22 protein-coding genes are annotated in these 22773 nt (G+C 69.4%); 14 read left to right on the top strand and 8 right to left on the bottom strand.

The window, feature by feature from the left end:
- The first annotated feature begins 108 nt into the window (after nucleotides 1-108).
- From PSA7680_RS06040 to PSA7680_RS06030, 3 genes are all read left to right on the top strand, one after another.
- Nucleotides 109-1314 (top strand): DegT/DnrJ/EryC1/StrS family aminotransferase, encoded by a 1206-nt coding sequence (locus PSA7680_RS06040; RefSeq protein ID WP_085867766.1) that lies wholly within the window; start codon nucleotides 109-111, stop codon nucleotides 1312-1314.
- A 270-nt stretch (nucleotides 1315-1584) separates the two neighbouring features.
- Nucleotides 1585-2205 carry a 30S ribosomal protein S4 gene (gene rpsD / locus PSA7680_RS06035; protein WP_085867765.1) on the top strand — a complete coding sequence of 207 codons (621 nt, stop codon included), beginning with the start codon at nucleotides 1585-1587 and terminating at the stop codon, nucleotides 2203-2205.
- 108 nt (nucleotides 2206-2313) lie between these two features.
- Entirely contained in the window at nucleotides 2314-3399 is a 1086-nt protein-coding gene (locus PSA7680_RS06030) for a DbpA RNA binding domain-containing protein (RefSeq protein ID WP_085867764.1), read from the top strand.
- An 83-nt stretch (nucleotides 3400-3482) separates the two neighbouring features.
- Here the strand turns inward: PSA7680_RS06030 and PSA7680_RS06025 are convergent, their stop codons facing one another.
- Nucleotides 3483-3947, bottom strand: a complete 465-nt coding sequence (locus PSA7680_RS06025; protein WP_085867763.1) for an Lrp/AsnC family transcriptional regulator — start codon at nucleotides 3945-3947, stop codon at nucleotides 3483-3485.
- Between the two features lie 192 nt (nucleotides 3948-4139).
- Between PSA7680_RS06025 and PSA7680_RS06020 the strand changes: the two genes are divergently transcribed.
- The 6 genes from PSA7680_RS06020 (at nucleotide 4140) to PSA7680_RS05995 (ending at nucleotide 11363) form a co-directional block, all read left to right on the top strand.
- Nucleotides 4140-5567 (top strand): aminotransferase class V-fold PLP-dependent enzyme, encoded by a 1428-nt coding sequence (locus PSA7680_RS06020; protein WP_085867762.1) that lies wholly within the window; start codon nucleotides 4140-4142, stop codon nucleotides 5565-5567.
- 230 nt (nucleotides 5568-5797) lie between these two features.
- Nucleotides 5798-6886, top strand: a complete 1089-nt coding sequence (hisC, locus tag PSA7680_RS06015) for a histidinol-phosphate transaminase (RefSeq protein WP_085867761.1) — start codon at nucleotides 5798-5800, stop codon at nucleotides 6884-6886.
- Nucleotides 6883-7860: a prephenate/arogenate dehydrogenase family protein gene (locus PSA7680_RS06010; RefSeq protein ID WP_085867760.1), complete on the top strand. Its 978-nt coding sequence runs from the start codon at nucleotides 6883-6885 to the stop codon at nucleotides 7858-7860. The genes hisC and PSA7680_RS06010 overlap by 4 nt, the downstream gene beginning before the upstream one ends.
- Nucleotides 7857-8858 (top strand): extensin-like domain-containing protein, encoded by a 1002-nt coding sequence (locus PSA7680_RS06005; protein WP_085867759.1) that lies wholly within the window; start codon nucleotides 7857-7859, stop codon nucleotides 8856-8858. The genes PSA7680_RS06010 and PSA7680_RS06005 overlap by 4 nt, the downstream gene beginning before the upstream one ends.
- 73 nt (nucleotides 8859-8931) lie before the next feature.
- Nucleotides 8932-10350: a YcjX family GTP-binding protein gene (locus tag PSA7680_RS06000; protein ID WP_085867758.1), complete on the top strand. Its 1419-nt coding sequence runs from the start codon at nucleotides 8932-8934 to the stop codon at nucleotides 10348-10350.
- The gene (locus tag PSA7680_RS05995) at nucleotides 10347-11363 is read left to right on the top strand and encodes a YcjF family protein (protein ID WP_085867757.1); all 1017 of its coding nucleotides are present in this window, start codon (nucleotides 10347-10349) and stop codon (nucleotides 11361-11363) included. Before PSA7680_RS06000 ends, PSA7680_RS05995 begins: the two co-directional genes overlap by 4 nt.
- A gap of 42 nt (nucleotides 11364-11405) precedes the next feature.
- Here the strand turns inward: PSA7680_RS05995 and PSA7680_RS05990 are convergent, their stop codons facing one another.
- The 3 genes from PSA7680_RS05990 to PSA7680_RS05980 form a co-directional block, all read right to left on the bottom strand.
- Nucleotides 11406-11813 carry a group III truncated hemoglobin gene (locus PSA7680_RS05990; protein ID WP_085867756.1) on the bottom strand — a complete coding sequence of 136 codons (408 nt, stop codon included), beginning with the start codon at nucleotides 11811-11813 and terminating at the stop codon, nucleotides 11406-11408.
- A gap of 101 nt (nucleotides 11814-11914) precedes the next feature.
- Nucleotides 11915-12394, bottom strand: coding sequence for a hypothetical protein (locus PSA7680_RS05985; RefSeq protein WP_085867755.1), 480 nt, complete (start codon nucleotides 12392-12394; stop codon nucleotides 11915-11917).
- Nucleotides 12395-12454: 60 nt separating this feature from the next.
- Nucleotides 12455-13336 (bottom strand): LysR family transcriptional regulator ArgP, encoded by an 882-nt coding sequence (locus tag PSA7680_RS05980; protein WP_085867754.1) that lies wholly within the window; start codon nucleotides 13334-13336, stop codon nucleotides 12455-12457.
- 110 nt (nucleotides 13337-13446) lie between these two features.
- On the opposite strand from PSA7680_RS05980, the gene PSA7680_RS05975 reads away from it, so the two are divergent.
- Nucleotides 13447-14046 carry a LysE/ArgO family amino acid transporter gene (locus PSA7680_RS05975; protein ID WP_085867753.1) on the top strand — a complete coding sequence of 200 codons (600 nt, stop codon included), beginning with the start codon at nucleotides 13447-13449 and terminating at the stop codon, nucleotides 14044-14046.
- A gap of 37 nt (nucleotides 14047-14083) precedes the next feature.
- Complete coding sequence (locus tag PSA7680_RS05970; RefSeq protein ID WP_245824484.1) at nucleotides 14084-14995, top strand: DMT family transporter; 912 nt, start codon at nucleotides 14084-14086, stop codon at nucleotides 14993-14995.
- Between the two features lie 25 nt (nucleotides 14996-15020).
- Here PSA7680_RS05970 and PSA7680_RS05965 read toward each other — a convergent pair whose 3' ends face one another.
- The gene (locus PSA7680_RS05965) at nucleotides 15021-15434 is read right to left on the bottom strand and encodes an OB-fold nucleic acid binding domain-containing protein (protein ID WP_085867752.1); all 414 of its coding nucleotides are present in this window, start codon (nucleotides 15432-15434) and stop codon (nucleotides 15021-15023) included.
- 185 nt (nucleotides 15435-15619) lie between these two features.
- On the opposite strand from PSA7680_RS05965, the gene PSA7680_RS05960 reads away from it, so the two are divergent.
- Nucleotides 15620-15943, top strand: a complete 324-nt coding sequence (locus PSA7680_RS05960) for a 2Fe-2S iron-sulfur cluster-binding protein (protein ID WP_085867751.1) — start codon at nucleotides 15620-15622, stop codon at nucleotides 15941-15943.
- Entirely contained in the window at nucleotides 15943-16722 is a 780-nt protein-coding gene (locus tag PSA7680_RS05955; protein WP_139838564.1) for an FG-GAP repeat domain-containing protein, read from the top strand. The genes PSA7680_RS05960 and PSA7680_RS05955 overlap by 1 nt, the downstream gene beginning before the upstream one ends.
- Nucleotides 16723-16748: 26 nt before the next feature.
- Here PSA7680_RS05955 and PSA7680_RS05950 read toward each other — a convergent pair whose 3' ends face one another.
- Nucleotides 16749-17801, bottom strand: coding sequence for an NAD(P)-dependent oxidoreductase (locus tag PSA7680_RS05950; RefSeq protein ID WP_085867750.1), 1053 nt, complete (start codon nucleotides 17799-17801; stop codon nucleotides 16749-16751).
- 161 nt (nucleotides 17802-17962) lie between these two features.
- Between PSA7680_RS05950 and PSA7680_RS05945 the strand changes: the two genes are divergently transcribed.
- Entirely contained in the window at nucleotides 17963-19516 is a 1554-nt protein-coding gene (locus tag PSA7680_RS05945) for a phospholipase D family protein (RefSeq protein WP_085867749.1), read from the top strand.
- Nucleotides 19517-19646: 130 nt separating this feature from the next.
- Here the strand turns inward: PSA7680_RS05945 and PSA7680_RS05940 are convergent, their stop codons facing one another.
- Entirely contained in the window at nucleotides 19647-21473 is a 1827-nt protein-coding gene (locus tag PSA7680_RS05940) for a M3 family oligoendopeptidase (protein ID WP_085867748.1), read from the bottom strand.
- Nucleotides 21474-21566: 93 nt separating this feature from the next.
- Nucleotides 21567-22772 carry a multidrug effflux MFS transporter gene (locus PSA7680_RS05935; RefSeq protein WP_085867747.1) on the bottom strand — a complete coding sequence of 402 codons (1206 nt, stop codon included), beginning with the start codon at nucleotides 22770-22772 and terminating at the stop codon, nucleotides 21567-21569.
- Between the last annotated feature and the right edge of the window lies 1 nt (nucleotide 22773).

Here is a 22773-nt window from a genome sequence, read left to right as displayed (position 1 = left end):
ATGCCGCCCCGCGTCGCGCCGCTCCCGAGGGCACGCCCGCCGTTGACGCCGCCTCCGCCTGCGTCCACTCTCGCGCGGTCCAGACAGGCGGATCGGAAAGGGAGCGCCATGCCCGAGCAGGAAATCTTCACCGGCAGCTTCACCCAGCAGGAGCCCATCCCCGAAGAGGGGATCGCCGCGGCCGTCGCCGTGATGCGCCACGGACGCCTGCACCGCTACAACGAGGCCCCGGGCGAACGCTCCGAAACCGCGCAGCTCGAACTGGAGTTCGCCGCGCAGATGGGCGCGAAATACGCGCTTGCCGTGGCCTCGGGCGGCTACGCGCTGGCCACGGCCCTGCGCGCGCTGGGCGTGAAGCCCGGCGAGCCCGTGCTCACCAATGCCTTCACCCTCGCACCGGTGCCCGGCGCCATCGCCGCGGTGGGCGGCGTGCCTGTCTTCGTCGAGGTCACCGAGGCGCTCACCATCGATCTCGCCGATCTCACCGTGAAGATCGGCTCCAGCGGCGCCCGGGTGCTGCTGCTGTCGCACATGCGCGGCCACCTCTGCGACATGGACGCCCTCATGGCGCTCTGCACCCGCGCCGGGGTGCAGGTGATCGAGGATTGCGCCCACACGATGGGCGCGCGCTGGGCCGGCCGGCTCTCGGGCCGCGACGGGATCTTCGGCTGCTACTCCTGCCAGACCTACAAGCACGTGAATTCCGGCGAGGGCGGGCTCCTCGTCAGCGACGACGCCGAGGCTATGGCCCGCGCCACCATGCTCTCGGGCAGCTACATGCTCTATGGCCGCCACCCCGCCGGCCCGCCCGAAAGCACCTATGAAAGCCTGCGCTACGACACACCCAACATCTCGGGCCGGATGGACAACCTGCGCGCCGCGATCCTGCGCCCGCAGCTGGCCCGGCTCGATGCCCAATGCGCCGCCTGGAACGCCCGCTACCAGGTGGTGGAGCAGGGCCTGCGCGGCACCCCCGGTCTGACCCTGATCGAACGCCCGCAGGCCGAGGCCTACGTCGGCTCCTCCTTCCAGTTCCTGCTGCTGGACTGGCCGCCCGAGGCCATCGCGTCCGTGCTCGAAGGCTGTGCCGCGCGCGGTGTGGATCTGAAGTGGTTCGGCGGCGCCGAACCCGTGGCCTTCACCTCCCGCTACGACAGCTGGCGCTACGCCCCGTGCGCGCCGATGCCAAAGACGGACCGCATCCTGCGCGCCATACTCGACATGCGCCTGCCGCTGACCTTCAGCCTCGATGACTGCGCCCTCATCGCCCGCATCCTGCGCGACGAGATCTCCCGCGCCGCCCCGGCGGGCTGACGGGCGCTTCCTCTCGCGCCATATACCTCGGGGGGAGCCGCCGCAGGCGGCGGGGGGGCAGCGCCCCCTGCCGTGCGCTCCGCCCGAGGCCGTTTTCACGTTGACACCCCCGCGCGGCCCTGTATAAGCCTGCCATCCCGGCTCTCGCAGCCGGGCTATTCATTTGGTGTTGGTGGCCCCCGCAAGGGGATGCCTGTCAGCCGCAAGGCCAAGGACAACGCCCTTCAACAGCGCCCTTCCGGGGCGCGGACATATCGAAGGAGATCAGCCGTGACCAAACGCACGTCTGCCAAGTACAAGATCGACCGCCGCATGGGCGAAAACATCTGGGGCCGCCCGAAGTCCCCGTTCAACCGCCGCGAATACGGCCCCGGCCAGCACGGCCAGCGCCGCAAGGGCAAGCTGAGCGACTTCGGCATCCAGCTGCGCGCCAAGCAGAAGCTGAAAGGCTACTACGGCGATCTGACCGAGAAACAATTCCGCCGCATCTACGGTGAAGCCGAGCGCGTGAAGGGCGATACCGGCGAGAACCTGATCGGCCTGCTGGAGCGCCGCCTGGACGCCGTCGTCTACCGCGCGAAATTCGTGCCGACCGTCTTCGCCGCCCGCCAGTTCGTCAACCACGGCCACGTGCTCGTGAACGGCAAGCGCGTCAACATCCCCTCCTACCGCGTGAAGGAAGGCGACGTGATCGAGGTCCGCGAGAAATCCAAGCAGCTGGCCGTCGTGCTGGAAGCCGTGGCGCTCGCCGAGCGTGACGTTCCGGACTACATCGAGGTCGATCACTCCAAGATGACCGCCACCTTCGTGCGCACCCCCGGCCTCGCCGACGTGCCCTACCCGGTGGTGATGGAGCCCAACCTCGTCATCGAATACTACGCGCAGAACTAAGCCTCTGCCGCGATCCCGCGACAAGGGAGGGCTGCGCATCCGGCGCGGCCCTCCTTTCTTTTTGCTCCCCAATCCGCAGCGCCCCCGAGGCGCAAAGGACACGCTCCCATGACCGACCCCCAAGATCGCAAGACGGCCGAAATCGCCGATCAGATCGCCGCCGATCCGCTGCTCGCCAAGGAGGCTTCGCCCGAAGCCGTGGCGCTGGCCGAAATCCTGCTCGCCCGCCACGGCGCCGACAGGATCGCCGCCGCCTTCGTCACCCTGTTCCTGGCGCGCGAAGCCGAGGCAAAGGCCGAGAAACCCGCCCGCGGCAAGGAGGCCAAGGGCCCGTCCGTGGCCCGCGACGATTTCGCCGACTGCTTCTGGATCCGCCTGTCGCTGGGCCATGACCGCAAGGCCGAGGCCCGCTGGCTGCTGCCCATGCTGCTCACGAACGGCAACATCGAGAAATCCGCCGTGGGCGCGATCCGCGTGCGCGACGAGGAAACCTTCGTCCAACTCGATCTCACCTGCGAAGAGGCCTTCTTCGCCGCCATCGGCGAGAGCATGATGCTGGAGGACAACATCAAGGTGACGCGGCTTGAGGGTGAGCCGAACCTGCCTTCCCGCGGTCCGCGCCCCGGCGGCCGCTCCGACCACCGAGGTGGGGACCGCGGCGGCTACAAGGGTGGCTACAAAGGCAAGCGCGACGACGATCGCGGCGGCTACAAGGGCGGTTACAAGGGCAATCGTGACGATGATCGCGGCGGCTACAAGGGCGGCTACAAGGGCAAGCGCGACGACGATCGCGGCGGCCACAAGGGCGGTTACAAGGGCAATCGTGACGATGATCGCGGTGGCTACAAGGGTGGTTACAAGGGCAGTCGCGACGATGATCGCGGCGGCTACAAGGGGGGCTACAAGGGCAGTCGCGACGATGATCGCGGTGGCTACAAGGGTGGCTACAAAGGCAAGCGCGACGGCGACGAGCGTGGGGCCGGCAAGCCCTATGGCGGCAAGCCCAAGTCTATTGGCGGCAAGCCCAAGGCCTACGGCGACAAGCCCAAGGGCAAGGGCTTTGCCAAGCCGGGCGGCAAGCCTTTCGGCAAACCTGCCCCGAAACCGGCCGCCCGCCCGAACCTGTCTGATGCCAGCGTGTCGCTGCGCAAGAAGGGCGGCGGGCGCCCACATACCGCCAGCAAGCGTGGATGAGCCTGGCTTGATCCAGATGCAAACGCCGCCCCTCGGGGCGGCGTTTTCCGTTTTCCGGTGCCTTTGGCGCGGGGCGGCAAGGGTCAGAGCGGCAGCGGGCGTTCCTCGGCGATGGCCTCCATCGCGAAGAAGGAGGTCACGCTGTCCAGTTCCACCCCGTCGATCAGCCTCTGGTAGACGCCGTCGTAGCTGTCCATGCTCTCGGTCACGACCTTCAGCAGGTAATCGTAGTCGCCGCTGATGCGGTGGAAATCGATGACTTCGGGGATCGTCAGCACGTGGCGGCGGAAGGTCTTCAGCCAGTCCGCCGAGTGGTGCCGCGTGCGGATCATCACGAAGACGACGAGCCCCAGCCCGGTCTGCCGCCGGTCGATGCGCGCCCGCGCGCCCTTCAGCACCCCGCGCGCGTTCAGCGCGTTCAGCCGCCGCCAGCAGGCATTCTGCGACATCCCCACCCGCTCGGCCAGATCCCGCTGCGAGAGGGTGGCGTCCTTCTGAAGCTCCGCGAGGATGCGGAAATCGATCTGGTCCAGCGGCTTTTCGGTCATGCATGGTCTCCGGGTTTTCCGGCGCCGCGCCCCGCATGAACGGCAGGGGTGGCGGCAATGTGTCAAATGACACGCACATAGATCAATTTCCCGACAAATGAAATGGAAATTGCGAATATTCCGTTCCAAATGGGAAGGATTTTGCATGCGTCGGTGGGCAGATTCCCCCTGCAAGCACAGGATACCGATCACATGACCCTCTCCCAGTTCCATCACTCACTCGAAACCCCGGGCCTGCTGGGAGAGCTGAGGGCAGGCTTGATCGGGGAGGGCGCGATGATTCCCGGCCTGAACGGGGATGTGCCGCTGGTCTATGCCGACTATGTTGCGTCTGGCAGGGCCCTGCGGCAGGTCGAGGAATTCATCGCGTCCACCGTCTTGCCCTTCTATGCCAACAGCCACACCGAGGCCTCCTACTGCGGTGGCTACATGACCCGGATGCGCCGCGAAGCCCGCGCCGAGATCGCCCGCATCACCGGCGCCGGGCCGGATTGCGCGGTGATCTTCACCGGCTCCGGCGCCACTGCCGGGCTGAACCGCCTCGTCTCGCTCTTCGGCGTGGCGCAGGCGCGCAAGGCGGTCGTCTTCATCGGCCCCTACGAGCATCACTCCAACATCCTGCCATGGCGCGAAAGCGGCGCCGAGGTGGTCGAGATCCCGGAGGCGCCCGAAGGCGGGCCGGATCTCGCCGCGCTGGCCGAGGCCCTGCGCGCCCACGCCGAGGCCGACCTCAGGATCGGTGCCTTCTCCGCCGCCTCCAACGTCACCGGCATCATCACCGATCCCGATCCCGTCACCCGGCTGCTGAAGGCCCACGGCGCGCTTGCCGTCTGGGATTATGCCGGCGCCGGGCCCTACCTGCCCATCACCATGGGCGCCGATGCCGCCACCGCCAAGGATGCCGTCGTCGTCTCGCCGCACAAGTTTCCCGGCGGCCCCGGTGCCTCCGGCGTGCTGATCCTGCGCAAGTCGGCCGTGCGCCGGCGCGCGCCCAGCTGGCCGGGCGGCGGCACCGTCTCCTTCGTCTCGCCCTGGGATCACGCCTATTCCGAGGACCTGGCCACCCGCGAAGAGGCCGGCACCCCCAACGTGATCGGCGACATCCGCGCCGCGCTGGCCTTCCTCGTCAAGGAAGCCGTGGGGGAAGACGTGATCGCCGAGCGCGAATGCGCCTACAACGCGATGGCGCTCGAAGGCTGGAAGGACAACCCGCGCCTCACCCTGCTTGGCGTAGACAAGCCCCACCGGCTGCCGATCTTCTCCTTCCTCGTGCGCGACGCGCAGGGCGCGCCGGTGCACCAGCAGCTCTTCACGCGGATGCTGTCGGACGTCTGCGGCATCCAGGCCCGCGGCGGCTGCGCCTGCGCCGGCCCCTACGCCCACCGGCTGCTGGGGATCGACAGGGCTGCTTCCGAGGCGCTCTTCAGCGATCTTCAGGCCGGGCGCGAGCTGCGCAAACCCGGCTGGGTGCGGCTGAACTTCAGCTATCTCATGGCGCCGGACACGGTGCGCTACGTGATCGACTCGGTGAATGCGCTCACCCTGCGCGCCGCCGAACTGGCGCCGCTCTATGCCGCCGATCCGGCCACCGCGCGCTTCCGCCCCGCCCACGCCGCCTGAGGCTGCGGCGGTGCCCCGCCGCCCTGGGGGCGAATAAAAGGGCACCCGCGCCTTCCTCTCGCCCGAAATACCTCGGGGGAGCCGCCGCGGGCGGCGGGGGCAGCGCCCCCATCTTGCCCGGCCATCCGTGCCCGCCTCCCGGCGCGGCGCTTTGGCGCGCGCAGGGGCGCACATTCCGTTGCAGTTCTCAGCGCCTTGCCTGTAGAACGGGCGCACAAAGGAGTGTGAGCATGCGTGCAGGCATCGAGCCCCAGCCGGGGATCATGGAAATCGCCCTCTACGAGGGTGGGCAGTCGAAGATCGAAGGGATGAGCGACGTCGTGAAGCTCTCCTCCAACGAGAACCCGTTCGGCGCCAGCGAAACCGTTCAGGAGGTGATCCGCCGGGCGGCGTTGTCGGTTCATCGCTACCCCTCCACCGATCACGCCGAACTGCGCGCCGCCATCGCCGAGGTGCACGGGCTGGACGCCGAACGCATCATATGCGGCGTCGGCTCCGACGAGATCATCACCTTCCTGTGCCAGGCCTATGCCGGGCCGGGCGACGAGGTGCTCTACACCGAACACGGCTTCCTGATGTACAGGATCTCCGCCCACGCCGTGGGGGCGACGCCGGTCGAGGCGAAAGAACGCGAACGCACGGTGGACGTGGACGCGCTGCTCGCGGCCTGCACCGAGCGCACCAAGCTGGTTTTCGTCGCCAACCCCAACAACCCGACGGGCACGATGATCGGCGGCAACGAGATCGCCCGCCTCGCCGACGGCATCCCCGAGGGCGCGATCCTCGTGCTCGACGGCGCCTACGCCGAATACGTCGAAGGCTACGACGGCGGCGCGGCGCTGGTGGAAGCGCGCGACAACGTGGTGATGACGCGCACCTTCTCCAAGATCTACGGGCTCGGCGGCCTGCGCGTGGGCTGGGGCTATGCGCCCAAACCGATCATCGACGTGCTCAACCGCATCCGCGGCCCCTTCAACCTGTCCAACATCGCGCTGGCCGCCGCCGAGGCCGCCGTGCGCGACACCGCCTACACCGAGAAATGCCGCGCCGAGAACACCCGGATGCGCGCCTGGATGGCCGAGGCGCTGGCCGAACTGGGGGTGCCCTCGGATACCTCCTGCGGCAACTTCATCCTCGCGCGTTTCCACGATGCCGACGAGGCCGAGGCCTGCGATGCCTACCTGAAGCGGCAGGGGCTGATCGTGCGCAAGACGGGCGGCTACAAGCTGCCCCACTGCCTGCGCATCACCGTGGGCGACGAAAGCGCCTGCCGCCGCGTGGTGGCGGCGGTCCGGGCCTTCAAGGAGCAGCCCGCATGAGCGCACCCGTCTACGATCGCGTCGCGCTGATCGGGCTGGGCCTGATCGCCTCCTCGATGTTCTGGGCGATGAAACGCGCCGGCCTCGCGGGCGAAGTCACCGGCTATGCCCGCTCCGCCGAGACCCGCGCCACCGCGCGCGAAATCGGCCTGTGCGATCGTGTCTGCGAAACGGCGGCCGAGGCCGTCGAGGGGGCCGATCTCGTGGTGCTCTGCGTGCCCGTGGGCGCCATGGGGGCCGTGGCCGAGCAGATCGCGCCGCACCTGAAACCGGGTTCCACCGTGAGCGACGTGGGATCGGTGAAACAGGCGGTGATCGATGCCGTCGGCCCGCATCTGCCCGAGACCGTGCATTTCGTGCCCAGCCACCCGCTGGCGGGCACCGAGCACTCCGGCCCGCGATCGGGCTTCGCCACGCTCTTCGACAACCGCTTCACCCTGCTCGTGCCCGTGGAGGGCACCGACCCGGAAGCGACCGCCCGCCTGCGCGCGCTCTGGGAAGGCATGGGCGCCAACGTCGAGGAGATGGACGCCGAACACCACGATCTGGTGCTCGCCGTCACCTCCCACGCGCCGCACCTCATCGCCTACACGATGGTGGGCGTCGCCGACGATCTGCGCCGCGTGACCGACAGCGAGGTGATCCGCTACTCCGCCGCCGGTTTCCGGGATTTCACCCGGATCGCGGCCTCCGACCCCACCATGTGGCGCGACGTGTTCCTCAACAACAAAGCCGCCACCCTGGAAATCCTGGGCCGCTTCACCGAGGAGCTCTTCGCGCTCCAGCGTGCCATCCGCACCGGTGACGGCGACCAGCTCTTCGACTACTTCACCCGCACTCGTGCCATCCGGCGCGGCATCATCGAGGCGGGGCAGGACACCGACGCGCCGGATTTCGGCCGCGTCCTCCCGCGCCCGGCAGGCAAGACCGAGGCGGGCAAGACCGAGGCGGGCAAGACCGAGGCGGGCGGATGAGGCGCAGGGCGCAGGCCGGGCGGGCCATCGCGGCCCGCGCATCGGCGCTGGCGGCAGGGCTCGCGTTGGCCGCCTCCGTGGCCTCCGCCGCGCTGGCGCCCGAAACCTCCCTGCGCCCGCTGCCCCGCGCCTCCGAAGCGGCGCCATCCGCGCCCGCCGGCAGCGGCGCGGCCGCCGAAGCGCAACCGGCGCCGCGGCCGGTCTACGTGCCGGTCTTCTACAAGGCCGAGGTGCGCCCGACGCCGCGACCGGGGGGCGCCGGGAGCCAGCGGGCCAAGGCGCTCGTCGCGCCCCGTGCGGCGCTGGCGGACGGCCCGGCCTCCGCTCTGGCCGTGGCCGCCTCCCTGCGGCCGTCGCTGCGGCCGCGCGGGCTGCGCGCGCCGGCGCCTTCGAACCGGCCGGCCAAGGCCGCCGTGCTGCCGGCCTCAACGGCCGTGCGCACGCCGGTGCCGACCGTCGCGATCAACAGCAAGCTCGGCAAGGTCTGCGGCAGCAAGGAGATCATCGGCCGCAAGCTCGCCCCGATCCCGGGCCGCATCAACGGCTGCGGCATCGCCGATCCGGTGCAGGTCTACGAAGTGAGCGGCGTGCGCCTGTCCAACCCGGCGCGGATGGATTGCGTCACCGCCAAGGCCCTGAACGACTGGACGAAATCCGCCGTGAAACCCACCTTCGGCCGGCTCGGCGGCGGCATCCGCGAATACCGCGTGGCCGCGGGCTACGCCTGCCGCACGCGCAACAACCAGCCGGGCGCCAAGATCAGCGAGCACGGCAAGGGCCGCGCCATCGACATCTCCGCCTTCACCCTGAAGAACGGCCAGACGATCACCGTGCTGCAGGGCTGGAACCGCAAGGTCGAGGGCAAGCTGCTGCGCAGCGTCCACAAGCAGGCCTGCAAGCCTTTCGGCACCGTGCTCGGCCCCAATGCCGACAGGTTCCACCGCGATCACTTCCACCTCGATACCGCCCGCTACCGCTCCGGCAGCTACTGCCGCTGATGCGCGCCGCCCTAGGCAGGGGGCGGCGGCGTGCCTATGTTCACACGACCGTGACCGCAGCAAGGAGGGCCCCGTGCGGCTGAGCGATCTGGCAGATGGCGTAACCCGGCAGGTGGAAAACCTCGGGGCCAGCGTTTCGGAAACCTTTCTCGAGCCCACGGTGAGGCTCGGAGTCACCGGGCTGGCGCGCTCGGGCAAGACGGTCTTCATCACCTCGCTGGTGGCCAACCTGCTCGACCGCGGGCGGATGGCGCAGTTCACGCCGGAAATCAACAAGACGATCCGCGCCGCCTACCTGCAACCGCAGCCCGACGACACGATCCCCCGGTTCGATTACGAAAGCCACCTCGCCGCGCTCACCGGCCCCGCGCCGCACTGGCCCGAAAGCACACGCTCGGTGTCCGAGTTGCGCCTGAGCTTCCGGGTGCAGCCCACGGGGCTCCTGGGCGGGCTCTCGGGGCCGCGCACCGTCCATGTTGATATCGTGGACTACCCGGGCGAATGGCTGCTGGATCTGGCGCTGCTGGATCAGGATTACGCCGGCTGGGCCGAGCAGGCGCTGGCCAAGGCGCGGGCGCGCGCCGAGGGCGCCGATTTCGCGGCGATGGCGGCGGCCGCCGAGGCCGATGCCCCCTTCGAGGAGCCGCGGGCCAAGGCGCTGGCCGAGGCCTTCACCGCCTATCTGAAGGCGGCGCAGGCGGCGGGCTTTTCCGATTGCTCGCCGGGGCGCTTCCTGTTGCCGGGCGAGATGGAGGGCTCTCCCGTGCTCACCTTCGCGCCCCTGCCGCGCCCCGAGCGGCCCGCCCGCCGCGGGCTCTGGCGCGAGATGGAGCGCCGCTTCGAGGCCTACAAGGCGCAGGTGGTGAAGCCCTTCTTCCGCAACCATTTCGCCCGGATCGATCGGCAGATCGTGCTGGTGGATGCGCTCGGCGCCATCCACAACGGCCCGCAAGCCGTTGAAAACCTGCGCCAATCCATGGGTGAGATCCTCTCTGCCTTCCGGCCGGGCCGCAACGGTTTCCTGCAACGGCTGCTGCTGGGCAAGCGGGTGGAGAAGATCCTCTTCGCCGCCACCAAGGCCGATCACCTGCACCACCGCCAGCACCCGCAGCTCACCGCCATCATCGAGGCGCTGGTGCGCGATGCCCGCGACCGGGCCGATTTCGCCGGTGCGCAGACGGGCGCGCTCGCCATCGCCGCGCTGCGCGCGACGGTGGAGGAAACCCGCACCCACGCGGGTGAAAGCCTCGATCTCGTGCGCGGCACGCTGCTGGAGACGGGCAAGCCCGCCGCCTTCCACCCCGGCACGCTTCCCGATGATCCCGCCCGCCTGCTTGCGCCGGCGCGGCAGGGGGCGGAAAGCTGGCTCGACGGCGATTTCGCCGCGATGCGCTTCGCCCCGGCGCCGCTCACGCTGAAACCCGGCGAGGGGCTGCCCCACATCCGGCTCGACAGGGCCGCGGAGTTCCTGATCGGAGACATGCTGACATGAGCGATACCCGCCCCACATCCGCCCGCGGGCCTGTCCTGATCGACATCGAGGAGGGCGAGGCGCAGGCCGGGGCAGCGTCACCCGCCACCGCGCCGCCGGTGCCCGATGCGCTGCCCCCCTCGGGTGCGGCGATGCAGCAGATCGCCCAGATCGCCGTGCGCCCGCGCTCGCGGCTGAGCCGCTGGTTCTGGGGGCTCTTCGGGGCGCTCTTCACCTTCGTGCTCTCGGTCGCGGCCTGGGATTTCGTCACCGGGCTGCTCGCCCGCAACCCGATCCTCGGCAACACGGCTCTGGCGCTGGTGGCGCTCTTCGTGGCGGTGATGCTGGCCATCGCGGGGCGCGAATGGCTGGCCTTCGCGCGTCTGCGCAGGATCGACACGATCCAGCACGCCGCCACCGAGGCCCTGACCCGCGCCGATCTCGGCGCCGCCCGCAAGGTGGCGGGCGATGTTCGCAAGCTCTACACGGGCCGCGCCGATCTGGAATGGGCGCTGGCGCGCTTTGCCGAGCGTGAGGCGGACCAACTGGACGCCGACGCCCTGCTCGGGCTGGTGGAAACCGAGATCCTCGCGCCGATCGATGCCGCCGCCATCCGCGAGGTGGAGGCCGCCGCGCGGCAGGTGGCCACCGTCACCGCCATCGTGCCGCTGGCGCTGGCCGATGTCGTCGCCGCGCTCACCGCCAACGTGCGCATGGTGCGCCGGATCGCCGAGCTTTACGGCGGTCGCGCCGGCACGCTGGGCAGCTGGCGGCTGATGCGCACCGTGGTGGCCCATCTCGTGGCCACGGGGGCCGTGGCCGTCGGCGATGATCTGATCGGCTCCGTTGCCGGGGGCGGGGTGGTGAGCAAGATCTCGCGCCGCTTCGGGGAGGGCATCGTCAACGGAGCTCTCACAGCGCGCGTGGGCGTGGCCGCGTTGGAGGTCTGCCGCCCGCTGGCCTTCTCCGCCCGCAAGCGCCCCTCGGTGACGGGGATCGTGCAGCGCGCCCTGCGCGGGCTGTTCGGAAGCTGAAGGCGGCCGGGCGCGCCAGCGCGCGCCCCCGTCCGGTGCCTGTCAGAGCCGGGGAACGGCGCCTGCCGGGGCGTCGCGATCCTCTACCCCCATGCGCAGCCCGCGCCCGATCCGGTGGGCCAGCGCCGAAAAAGCGTTGGCGGTGTCCTCGGGCAGGGTCTCGGCGAGGGTTTCGTCAAACAGCGCCAGCCACAGGGCGAAGTGGTCCGGTTTCACGTCCCCGGCCGCGAGGTGGGCACGCATCGGGTTGCCCGAATAGCCGCCTTCCAGAAGGATCGCATTGGCCCAGAAGGCCGCGATCTTCGCTTCATGCGCTTCCCAGGCGTCCCGGCTGGTGCCGACGTGGCGCAGGAACACCGGGCCGAGCACCGGATGCACCCGGATCTTCGCGTAGAAGCGGGTGACGACGGTTTCGATCTGGGGGCGGGTGATGGGAAAACGCGCAAGCATCGGGCCTGTCCTGCAATGTCTGCGCCAGCCATAGCGAATGCCGTGCCGGCGCGCGAGCGGGCGCGGCGCCGCAGGGGGGCTTGAAGGCGTCGGCGGGGGCCTCAGCCGTCGGCCGCCGGGGTGGAGAGCTGCGGCGCTTCCGCCGGGGCGGCGCAGTTCAGGGTGGTGCGCACGATGCCCTTCACCTCTTCGGCTGTGGTTTCGATGGCGTGATCGATCAGGATTTCCGGCTCATCGATGAGCGCGCGCACCTTCTCGCGCGTCTGCGCCACTTCGCCCTCGATCCGCTGCACCCGTGCCTGCACTGCCTGCAAGGCCTCGCTGCCGGCCTCGCCGGAGGCGCTGCGGATGTCGGCAAGATCGCCGCGCAGCCCCGCGAGGTTGTCGTTCAGGGCTGCCAACTGATCGCGCACCGGCTGCACTTCGATGAGGTTGCTGGCGAAGGTGGCGGTGATGCCGTCCACCTTCTTCACTGTCAGGTAGGCCACAAGCAGGCAGGCGAGCGCCAACAGCAGCGTTGCGTTCAGAAGCGCAAGCGCCAGATCCTTGAGAAGCTTCAGGAAACGGTTCTGCTCTGCCATCGGGGGCCTCGTGGTCTAAAGGGCTTTCGCCTCACTATGCACGGGCGGGCAGGGGGGCGGTCAAGCGCTTCCCGCGTGAAGCCAGCGCGCGGCGGAGGCGCGCACGGCGCGCGTCAGCGGCGCCAGCGGCTCCCGCACCAGCCGGTTGACCTGCCAATGCAGCGCCACGTCGAGCACCGGCCGCGTGCCGAGCGCCACCAGCCGGCCCGTGCGGATGTGCTCTGCCACCAGCGCCTCCGGGTTCATGCCCCAGCCGAGGCCCAGCAGGGCGCCGTCCACGAAGGCCTGCGTCGAGGGCAGGAAATGGGTGGGGAAGGGGGCCTCGCGGCCCAGCTCCTGCTGCACCCAGCGCTTCTGGAGCGCATCGCGCGTGGTGTAGGTCATCCCCGGTGCCTGTGCGAGCGCCTGCGCGGTGATGCCCTCGGGGAAGTGGCGTGCGGCGAAGCCGGGGCTGGCGGTGGCGATGTAGCGCAGCGCGCCCAGCGGGCGGGAGTCGCAGCCCTGAACGGCGGTGCCGTGGGCGGTGACGGCGGCCATCACCTCGCCCCGGCGCAGCCAGTCGGCGGAGTGATCCTGATCGTCCACCACGATGTCGAAGAGCAGGCCTTCCGCTTCGGCCATCGCCGGCAGGAACCAGGTGGCGAGGCTGTCGGCATTCACCGCGATGCGCAGCTGCGCCCTTTCGGCGGGTTTGCCGAGGTCTTCGGCCAGCGCGCGCTCCAGCAGCGCCACCGCCTCGCCGTGGCGGCACAGACGCGCCCCGGCCGCCGTGGCCTCGCAGGGGTGTCCCCGGCGCACCAGCACCGTCCCGATGCGCTCCTCCAGTGCCTTGATGCGCTGGGACACTGCCGAGGGCGTGATCCCGAGCGCGGCGGCGGCGGCCTCGAAGCTGCCCGTGCGCACCACCGCGCGCAGGGCCTCCAGATGGGCATCGGCAAACATTAGAAATCCTTAATCAATACAAGGAACATTAATTTGTCTTGCGCGCCTGCCTGCCGTAGTCAAGCCACCAGACGCCCGAGGCCACCCATTCCAACCGCAGGACACCATCCATGAGCGCCTATTTCGCCGGCTTCGCCCTCGGCTTCAGCCTGATCCTGGCCATCGGTGCGCAGAACGCCTTCGTGCTGCGGCAGGGGCTGCGCAACGAACACGTGCTGCCGGTGGTGCTGACCTGCGCGCTGTCGGACGCGGTGCTGATCGCGCTCGGGGTGAGCGGCTTCGGCGCCATCGCCGGGGCCGCGCCCTGGCTGATCCCGGCCTTCCGCTGGGGCGGGGCGCTCTTCCTGCTGGGCTACGGTGCGCTGGCCTTCCGGGCCGCCTACCGGGGCGGGGCGGCGCTTTCGGCGGGCGATCAGCCGCGCCAGAGCCTTGCCGCCGCGCTCACAACCTGCCTCGCGCTGACCTGGCTCAACCCCCATGTCTACCTCGATACGGTGGTGCTGCTGGGCTCGATCTCCACCCAGTATGAAGGCGCGCGGCTGGCCTTCGGGCTGGGGGCGGCCTCGGCCTCCTTCACCTTCTTCTTCGGCCTCGGCTTCGGCGCCCGGCTGCTGCGCGGGTTCTTCGCGCGGCCGGCGGCCTGGCGGGTGCTGGACGTGGTGGTCGGGGCGACCATGTGGGCGATCGCGGCCTCGCTCATCATCAATTGAGCTTGCCAATCCGGCCCGGATCGGATTGGCTCGCGCCATGCAGCCCACTCAAAGCCCGAAGGCCACCCCCGCCGCCGGCATTTTCTGGATGATCGTGACCGGCCTGAATTTCGTCGCCGTGACGGCCATCGTCAAACACGTGGGCTCCGGGCTTCCGGCGGCGCAATCGGCCTTCCTGCGCTACGTGCTGGGGCTCGTTTTCCTGCTGCCGATGCTGGGCCCGATGCTGCGCACGCGCATGGACCGCCCCCTGGCCACGCTCTTCGCCGCGCGCGGGGCGGTGCACACGCTGGGCGTGATCCTCTGGTTCTACGCGATGACGCGCATCCCGATCGCCGAAGTCACCGCGATGAACTACCTCTCGCCGGTCTACGTCACTCTCGGCGCGGCGCTCTTCCTTGGGGAAACCCTCGCCCTGCGCCGCATCCTCGCGGTGCTGGCGGCGCTGCTGGGGGCGCTGGTGATCCTGCGCCCGGGGCTGCGGGAGGTGAACGCGGGACACCTGGCGATGATCGGCACGGCACTGGCCTTCGCCGGCTCCTACCTGATCGCCAAGCGCGTCTCCGGGCAGGTGAGCCCGGCCGTCGTCGTCGGGATGCTCTCGGTCACCGTCACCATCGGCCTTGCGCCCTTCGCCTTCGCCGTCTGGGTGCCGCCCTCGGGCAGCGAGCTGTTCTGGCTCTTTCTCGTGGCCTGTTTCGCCACCGCCGGCCACTACACGATGACGCTGGCCTTCCAGGCCGCGCCGCTCACCGTCACCCAGCCGGTGACCTTCCTGCAGCTGATCTGGGCCACGGCGCTGGGCGCTCTGGTCTTCGCCGAGCCGGTGGACGGCTGGGTGGTGCTGGGCGGGGCCATCATCCTGGGGGCGGTGAGCTTCATCACCTGGCGCGAGGCGATGCTGAAGCGGCGCGCGGTGACGCCACCGGCCAACGCCACGAAGATCTGACGTGCGCGCGGCGGGGGCGGAAGGGCTAGGCGCCCCCGCCCTGCGGCTCCGCCGGGGCGGTGAGCCTGTCGAGCAGGGGGGAGATGTCCTCCACATGTTCGGCGACCACGTGGACCACGCCGCTTTCGCGCTGGATGCGGCCGGTGACGCGCAGCAGCCGCCCCGAGATCACCGCCCGGCGGAACCGCTCGTAGACCTTCTGCCAGACGACGATGTTGCTCACCCCCGTCTCGTCCTCCAGCGTCAGGAAGATCACCCCCTTCGCCGTGCCCGGCCGCTGGCGCACCAGCACCAGCCCCGCCACGCAGACGCGCGCGCCGCTGGGCGGCTCGTCGAGCCGGGCATGGGGCAGGCAGGCGGGGGGGCGCGGCCAGTCCGGCCGGCCGTGAAACCCGCCGGCGGCCGGGAAAGAGGAAGAGGGGGGCGGGGCGTCCGTCATGGGAACAAAAATAGAACATTGATGCGCCGCTGCAAGCCCCGCGTGAAAAAATGATCGATGGAGACTGGCGCGGGAGGCATGGCGCCGCTAAGTCAGGCTCTGGCTCCACCGGGCCGGCGTGTGCGCCGGCGGGCGGGGCGGCGAGCCCGCAAGCACAGATCTGACGGAAAGGCACCGGAACACACATGGCGAAGATCACCTACATCGAGCACAACGGCACCCGCCACGAAGTGGACGTGGCCAACGGCCTCACCGTGATGGAAGGCGCGCGCGACAACAACATCCCCGGCATCGAGGCCGACTGCGGCGGCGCCTGCGCCTGCTCCACCTGCCATGTCTACGTGGATCCGGCCTGGGTCGAGAAGCTTCCGGCCAAGGATCCGATGGAAGAAGACATGCTCGACTTCGCCTATCAACCCGATCCCACCCGCTCCCGCCTCACCTGCCAGCTCAAGGTGACGGACGAGCTGGACGGGCTCGTTGTCCAGATGCCCGAGAAGCAGATCTGATGCGCGGGCGCGGGCCGAGGTTTTCGCAGGCCCGCGCGCCGATCCACGCGTGGGTCAGTGTTCTGGCCACGCGCCTTGCGCTGCTGGCCGGCGGCCTCGCTGCCGGGGGCGCCTTGGCGCAGACGGGCGCGGCGATCACCGCCGCCCGCTACGACGATCCCACCACCCGCTACGCCCACGGCGTGCTCGGCGACGCGATCGAGCACGGCACGCTGGTGCTGACGCTCTCCGACGGGCGCAGCCGCCGCATCGTGCTGCCCGAAAGCCGGGTGTTCGAGGATACCGCGCCCCGGCTCGCCGACCTGGACGGTGACGGCGCCCCCGAGGTGATCGTGGTGGAATCCGACGCGCGACGCGGCGCGCGCCTTGCCGTCCACGGCCCCGAGGGGCTGATAGCGGCCACCCCCTACATCGGCACCCGCAACCGCTGGCTGGCGCCCGTCGGCGCCGCCGATCTGGACGGTGACGGCAGGGTTGAAATTGCCTACGTGGACCGCCCGCACCTTGCCCGCATCCTGCGCGTCTGGCGCTATGAGGCCGGCGGGCTGACGGAAGTGGCGCAGATGCAGGGCATCAGCAACCACCGGATCGGAGAGGATTTCATCACCGGCGGCATACGCAGCTGCGCGGGAGCCCCCGAGATGGTGGTGCCCCGCGCCGACTGGCAGCGGCTCCTGTCGCTTCGTTTGACGCCGAAAGGGGAACTGCTGGAAACGGACATCGGGCCTTTCGAGGGCGCGGCGGCCACCGAGGCCGCCCTGCGCTGCGCCGGGGGCTGACGGCCCGTCCGGGCTTCGGCCCCGCGCTAGCGCTTCGCCGCCATCTCGGCCACTGGGGCGGCATCGCTCACCCCGGCCAGTAGCTCCACGTCCCGGTCGGCGGCGCGCAGAAGCTGCGTCGGCGCGCGCCCGGCGGTGATCTCCAGCAGATCGTCCACGATCATCTTGCCGATCAGGTGCCGCCCGCCCTTCACGGCCGCGGCCCGATGGGGCGAAAGGATCAGGTTCGGGTTGAACCGCATCTGCGATTTCCTGTCCACGGGCTCCTGCGGGAAGACGTCGATCGCGGCGCGGATGCGCCCGAAGGTGGTGTCGCGCAGCAGCGCGTCGAAATCCACGAGATGGGCGCGGCTGGCCAGCACCAGCAGGCTGCCGTTGGGCATTTTCGAAAGCTGCTGGGCGCCGATCATGCCCTTGTTCTCGACGGTGGGCGCGGCCATCACGAAGATGCACCGGCTCTGGCTCAGCACCTCTTCGAGGCTGGTGAGGATCACGCCCTTCGCGGCGGCGGCGTCATCATCAAGGAAGGGGTCGTAGGCGCGCACGACGGGGCGGAAGGGGCGCAGAAGGCGCAGGGTTTCCTGCGCGATGGCGCCGAATCCGACGAAACCGACGGGGCAGTCAAAGAGCGAGAAATCCCGCTCGGGGTGATCGGCCAGCCAGCTTTCGCGCCCGTTGCGGAACAACTCGTGCTCAGTCACCAGCCCGCGCGCCCCGGCCAGCGCCATCGCCACCGCCATTTCCGCCACCGACTCCCGGAACCCGGGCGAGCAGCTCAGCACCTCAACGCCGCGTTTCGCACAGGCCGCGTAGTCGATCGAGGCCGGAAACGCGCCCGAAACCTCCACCACGGCCTTGAGCCCCGGCGCCGCCTCCAGCGTGTCGCGGCTGACCCGCGGATCCGCCGAGATCAGCGCCACCGCATCCGGCAGGGCGCCGTCGAGCACCTCCTGCGGGATCGGGGCGTCCTGGCCCCAGACCACGTCGAACGCGGTATGCAGCCGGGCGAAATCGGCCTCCGAGAACAACTCCGAAACCTGCCGCCAATAGGCATCCAGTACGATGGTGGGTTTCTGCATCCGCTTCTCCTTGCGCCACCCTGCACAATGGCGGGCCGTGCGCCACCGAACAAGGGGATTTCTCCGGCGCTGTTGCCCGGAGGCAGCCGCTTGCCTAAGGTTTCGGGCAAGAACGGGCGCCCCGCCGGCGGGCAGGCCCGCATTTGGGAGGAGAAGGGCGGATGCGTTTCCTGAAACTGTTGCTGCTGACGGTGGTCGTGCTCTGGGGGGCGGGCTTCGTGGCCCGGCTCGTCTTCGCGCCGCCCTCGCAGGAGGGGCGCAGCGAAAGCCGCGCGCTGCCCGCGCCACCCGACAGCCCGATCGCGCGCCACGTGGCCGACGACATGGCCGCCAACCCCGGCAGGAACGGCGTCACCCCGCTGCAGAACGGCGCGGTGGCCTTCGCCTCGCGCGTGCTGCTGGCCCGCGCCGCGCAGCAGAGCATCGATGCGCAGTATTACATCTGGCAGAAGGACATCACCGGCCTGCTGCTGCTGGACGAGCTGAAGGCGGCGGCCGATCGCGGCGTGCGCGTGCGCCTGCTGGTGGATGACAACGGCACCCCCGATCTCGATCCCGAACTGGCCGAGCTCGACAGCCACCCCAACGCGGAGGTGCGGCTGTTCAACCCCTTCATCCTGCGCAACCCGCGCGTGCTCTCCTACATGTTCGATTTCCGCCGCCTGAACCGCCGGATGCACAACAAGTCCTTCACCGTGGACGGCATCGCCACCATCGTCGGCGGCCGCAACGTGGGCGACATCTACTTCGCCACCGCCGAAGACGTGAACTACTTCGATCTCGACGTGCTCGTGGTCGGCAATGCCGCCGGCGAGGTGGAAGAGGATTTCGACCGCTACTGGGCCAGCCTCTCGGCCTATCCGGTGTCGCGCATCCTGCCGGCCGACGATCCCGAGGCCTCCTCCATAGAAGCCTCCGCCGATGCGGTGCGCGAGGATCCGGCGGCCCAGGCCTATCTCGCCGCGATCGAGAACACCCGCATCATCGCCCGCATGCTGGAAGGCTCGCTGTTGCTGGATTGGGTGCCCACCCGCCTCGTCAGCGACGATCCCGCCAAGGGGCTCGGGCCCGCGCGCGAGGATCAGCTGATGATCACGCGGCTGTTCTCCATCCTGGGCCGGCCCACGAAAAGCGTCGATCTGGTTTCTGCCTATTTCGTGCCGGGCGATGGCTTCACCGATCTGCTCACCGGCTTCGCCGCCGAAGGCATCCGCGTGCGCACCCTGACGAACTCCCAGGCCGCCACCGACGTGCTGCCGGTGCACGGCGGCTACGTGCGCTACCGCGACAGGCTGCTGGAAGGGGGCGTGGAGGTCTACGAGCTGAAGCCCGACGTCGAACAGGCCCGCCTCGGCGGACAGCTCGGCCTGCTGGGCTATTCCACCACCAGCCTGCACGCGAAAACCTTCGTGCTGGACCGCGACGAAACCTTCGTCGGCTCCTTCAACTTCGATCCCCGCTCCGCCAACCTCAACACCGAGATGGGTTTCCTGATCGACAGCCCCGCGCTGGCCCGCGGCATGGCCGAGGCCTTCGACGAAAACCTCGCCCTCAACGCCTACCGCGTCTCGCTCACGCCAGACGGGCGCAAGACGTGGCGGGAAACGGCCGAGGAGGGCAACGAGGTGGTCCATACCACCGAGCCGGCCACCAGCGCCTTCAGCCGCGCCCTGGTGACCTTCATGAGCTGGCTGCCCATCGCCTGGATGCTCTGACGCTTCACGGCGCCTTCCAGCGGGGGGCTTCCCGCACATCGGGGTGATTGCAGTCAAGAAATCGGGGCCCCGCTTTCAGTGCGCGGGGTCCCACTTTGTTCCGGAAATATCCCCGCCGGAGGCAGGAAAGTCAGTCTTCCAGCGCTTCCAGCTCGTCGATCATGCCAGAGATCATCGAAAGCCCCTTGTCCCAGAATTTCGGGTCGGAGGCATCGAGCCCGAAGGGCGCGAGCAGTTCGGAATGGTGCTTGGAGCCGCCGGCTTCCAGCATCTCGAAGTATTTCTTCTGGAAGTCGGGATCGCCCTCTTCGTAGACGGCGTAGAGCGCGTTCACCAGCCCGTCGCCGAAGGCGTAGGCATAGACGTAGAAGGGCGAGTGCACGAAGTGGGGGATATAGGCCCAGAAGGTCTCGTAGCCGTCCATGAAGTCGAAGACGGGGCCGAGGCTTTCGGCCTGAACGCTCATCCAGAGCGCGTTGATGTCCTCGGGCGTCAGCTCGCCTTCGGCGCGCGCGGCATGGAGCTTGCACTCGAAATCGTAGAAGGCGATCTGGCGCACCACGGTGTTGATCATGTCCTCGACCTTGCCCGCAAGCAGCGTCTTGCGCTCTTCCTTCGTCTGCGCGGCATCGAGCAGCTTGCGGAAGGTGAGCATCTCGCCGAAGACGGAAGCCGTCTCCGCCAGCGTCAGCGGCGTGGAGGACAGCAGCTCGCCCTGTTTCGCGGCCAGCACCTGGTGCACGCCATGGCCCAGCTCATGAGCGAGCGTCATCACGTCGCGCGGTTTGCCGAGGTAGTTCAGCATCACGTAGGGGTGCACGTCGGTGACGGTGGGGTGCGCGAAGGCGCCCGGCGCCTTTCCGGGCTTCACGGCGGCGTCGATCCAGCCTTTCTCGAAGAAGGGTTCGGCGATCTCGGCCATTTTCGGATCGAAACTCGCATAGGCTTCCATCACCGTTTTGCGCGCGGTGGCCCAGTCCACGGTCCGGGTGTCCTCGGTGGGCAGCGGCGCGTTGCGGTCCCAGACCTCCATGCGCTCCAGCCCCAGCCATTTCGCCTTCAGCGCATAGTAGCGGTGCGAAAGCTTCGGGTAGGCGGCTACGACCGCATCGCGCAGCGCTTCCACCACTTCCGGCTCCACGTGGTTGGCGAGGTGGCGGCCGGTCTGCGGCGTGGGCATCTTGCGCCAGCGATCCTCGATCTCCTTCTCCTTCGCCAGCGTGTTGTGGATGCGGGCGAAGAGCTTCACGTTCTCGCCGAAGACCCGCGCCAGTTCGCGCGCCGCGGCCTCGCGCTTGCCGCGATCCTGCTCGGTGAGAAAGTTCAGCGTGGCTTCGAGGTTCAGCTCTTCGCCGTCGATCTCGAAGGTCAGCCCGGCGATGGTTTCGTCGAACAGGCGGTTCCAGGCGGCGGCGCCCACGGTGGACTGATCGTGCAGGAACTGTTCCAGCTCGTCGGAGAGCTGGTGCGGCTTCATCGCGCGCAGGCGGTCGAAGATCGGCTTGTAGCGGGCGAGGGCGGCATTCTCGGTGAACATCGCCTGAAGCTTCTCATCCTCGATCCGGTTGATTTCCAGCGTGTAGAAGACGAGCGGTGTGGTGAAAGTGGTGATCCGGTCCTGGCAGTCGGCCATGAACTTGGCGCGGCCCGAATCCGTGGTGGCCTGGTAGTAGCGCAGCCCCGCGAAAGACATGATGCGCCCGGCGATCAGGTCGATCTTCTCGTAGGCCTGCACGCAGTCAAGCAGCCCCTCGGCGTCCAGATCCGCGAGCTTGCCCTGGTAGGTGGCGGCGAAATCGGCGCAGGCTTTTTCGAGCCAGGCCATGTCGCGGGCCAGTTCCGGCGCATCCTCGGAGGCGTAGAGGTCGCTCAGGTCCCATTCGGGCAGGTCGCCGAGCGCGCCGCCTCCGGCGGAGGCATTGGCGTCGAACAGGGGGGCGGGGAAAGCAAGCTGCATGGGAACCTCATGTGTCAGTCGTTACCGCAAGACATAGGGCGCGCGGGCGGGAAGGTTCAAGGCGATGGGCCGGATTGGCGGCCGAAAGCGCTCTCAGGCACCGGCCTGCGCTGCCATCTTCCGGTCCACCGCGATCACCCAGAGCGCGGCGATGAGCGAGATCACGACGGAGACGAGCATCATCGCCAGCAGAAGCGGCGCGCTCGGATGCGCGGCCACCGCGAGCCCCGTGGCCCATGTCATCACCGCGCCGCCGCCCACCATCAGCGCGCCCGACAGCCCCGAGGCGCTGCCGGCAAGCTCCGGGCGCACCGAGAGCACCCCGGCACTGGCAGAGGGCAGGGTGAGCCCGTTGCCCAGCCCCACGAAGACGACGCTGCCCAGCAGCACCGGCACGGTCACGTAGCCAGCCAGCATCACCAGAAGGCCAAGGCTCATGCCGCCGAAGGCCAGCAGGCGGCCCGCGAGCATCATCGTGGTGAGGGGCACCCGCGTGCCCAGCCGCCCGGCGGCGAAGGAGCCGAAGAAGAAGCCCACCGTGGTGAAGCCGATCACCAGCCCCTGCATCGCCGGGGAGAGATCGAAGACGACCGTCGCCACCAGCGGCGCGCCGCCGAGGAAGGCGTAAAACGCCCCCACCGAGAAGCCGAGGCACAGGGCGTAGCCCCAGAAGCGGCGCGAACGCAGCAGTTCGGGGTAGCTCCGGAATTGCTCGCGCATCGGGCGGCCCTTGTAGGCGTTGGTCTCGCCCAGATCCGCCCATGTGGCCCAGAGCATCGCCGCGCCGAAGCCTGCGAAGATCCAGAAGTTGCCGCGCCAGCCGAAGACTTCGCCCACCACGCCGCCCAGGATCGGGCCGAGCATGGGGGCGATCGCCATGATCATGGAGATGTAGCCCAGCTTGCTGGCGGCCTCCTGCGGGGCGAACATGTCGCGTACGATGGCGCGGGAGAGGGCGACGCCGGCGATGATGCTGCCCTGCGCCACGCGCCAGGCCAGAAAGACGGTGATGCTTTCGGCCAGTGCCGCGCCGACGGAGGCCAGGCAGAAGCAGGCGAGCGCGATCAGCATCACCGGGCGCCGGCCGAAACGGTCCGACAGCGGGCCGGCGACGAGTTGCAGAAGCGCGGTGAGGGCGAGGTAGCCCGCCACCGAGAGGTTCACCAGTGCGTAGTCGGCGCCGAGGTCCGCGGCGATCTGGGGCAGGGTGGGCAGGAAGAGGTTCAACGTCAGGATCGCCAGCGCGGTGAGGCCGATCAGCGTGGCCAGACGGGGCGGTGAGGTGGCGGGGGTGAACATG

The organism is Pseudoruegeria aquimaris, from assembly GCF_900172235.1.
Taxonomy (GTDB): Bacteria; Pseudomonadota; Alphaproteobacteria; order Rhodobacterales; family Rhodobacteraceae; genus Pseudoruegeria; species Pseudoruegeria aquimaris.
This window is presented reverse-complemented; position numbering and strand designations above follow the sequence as displayed.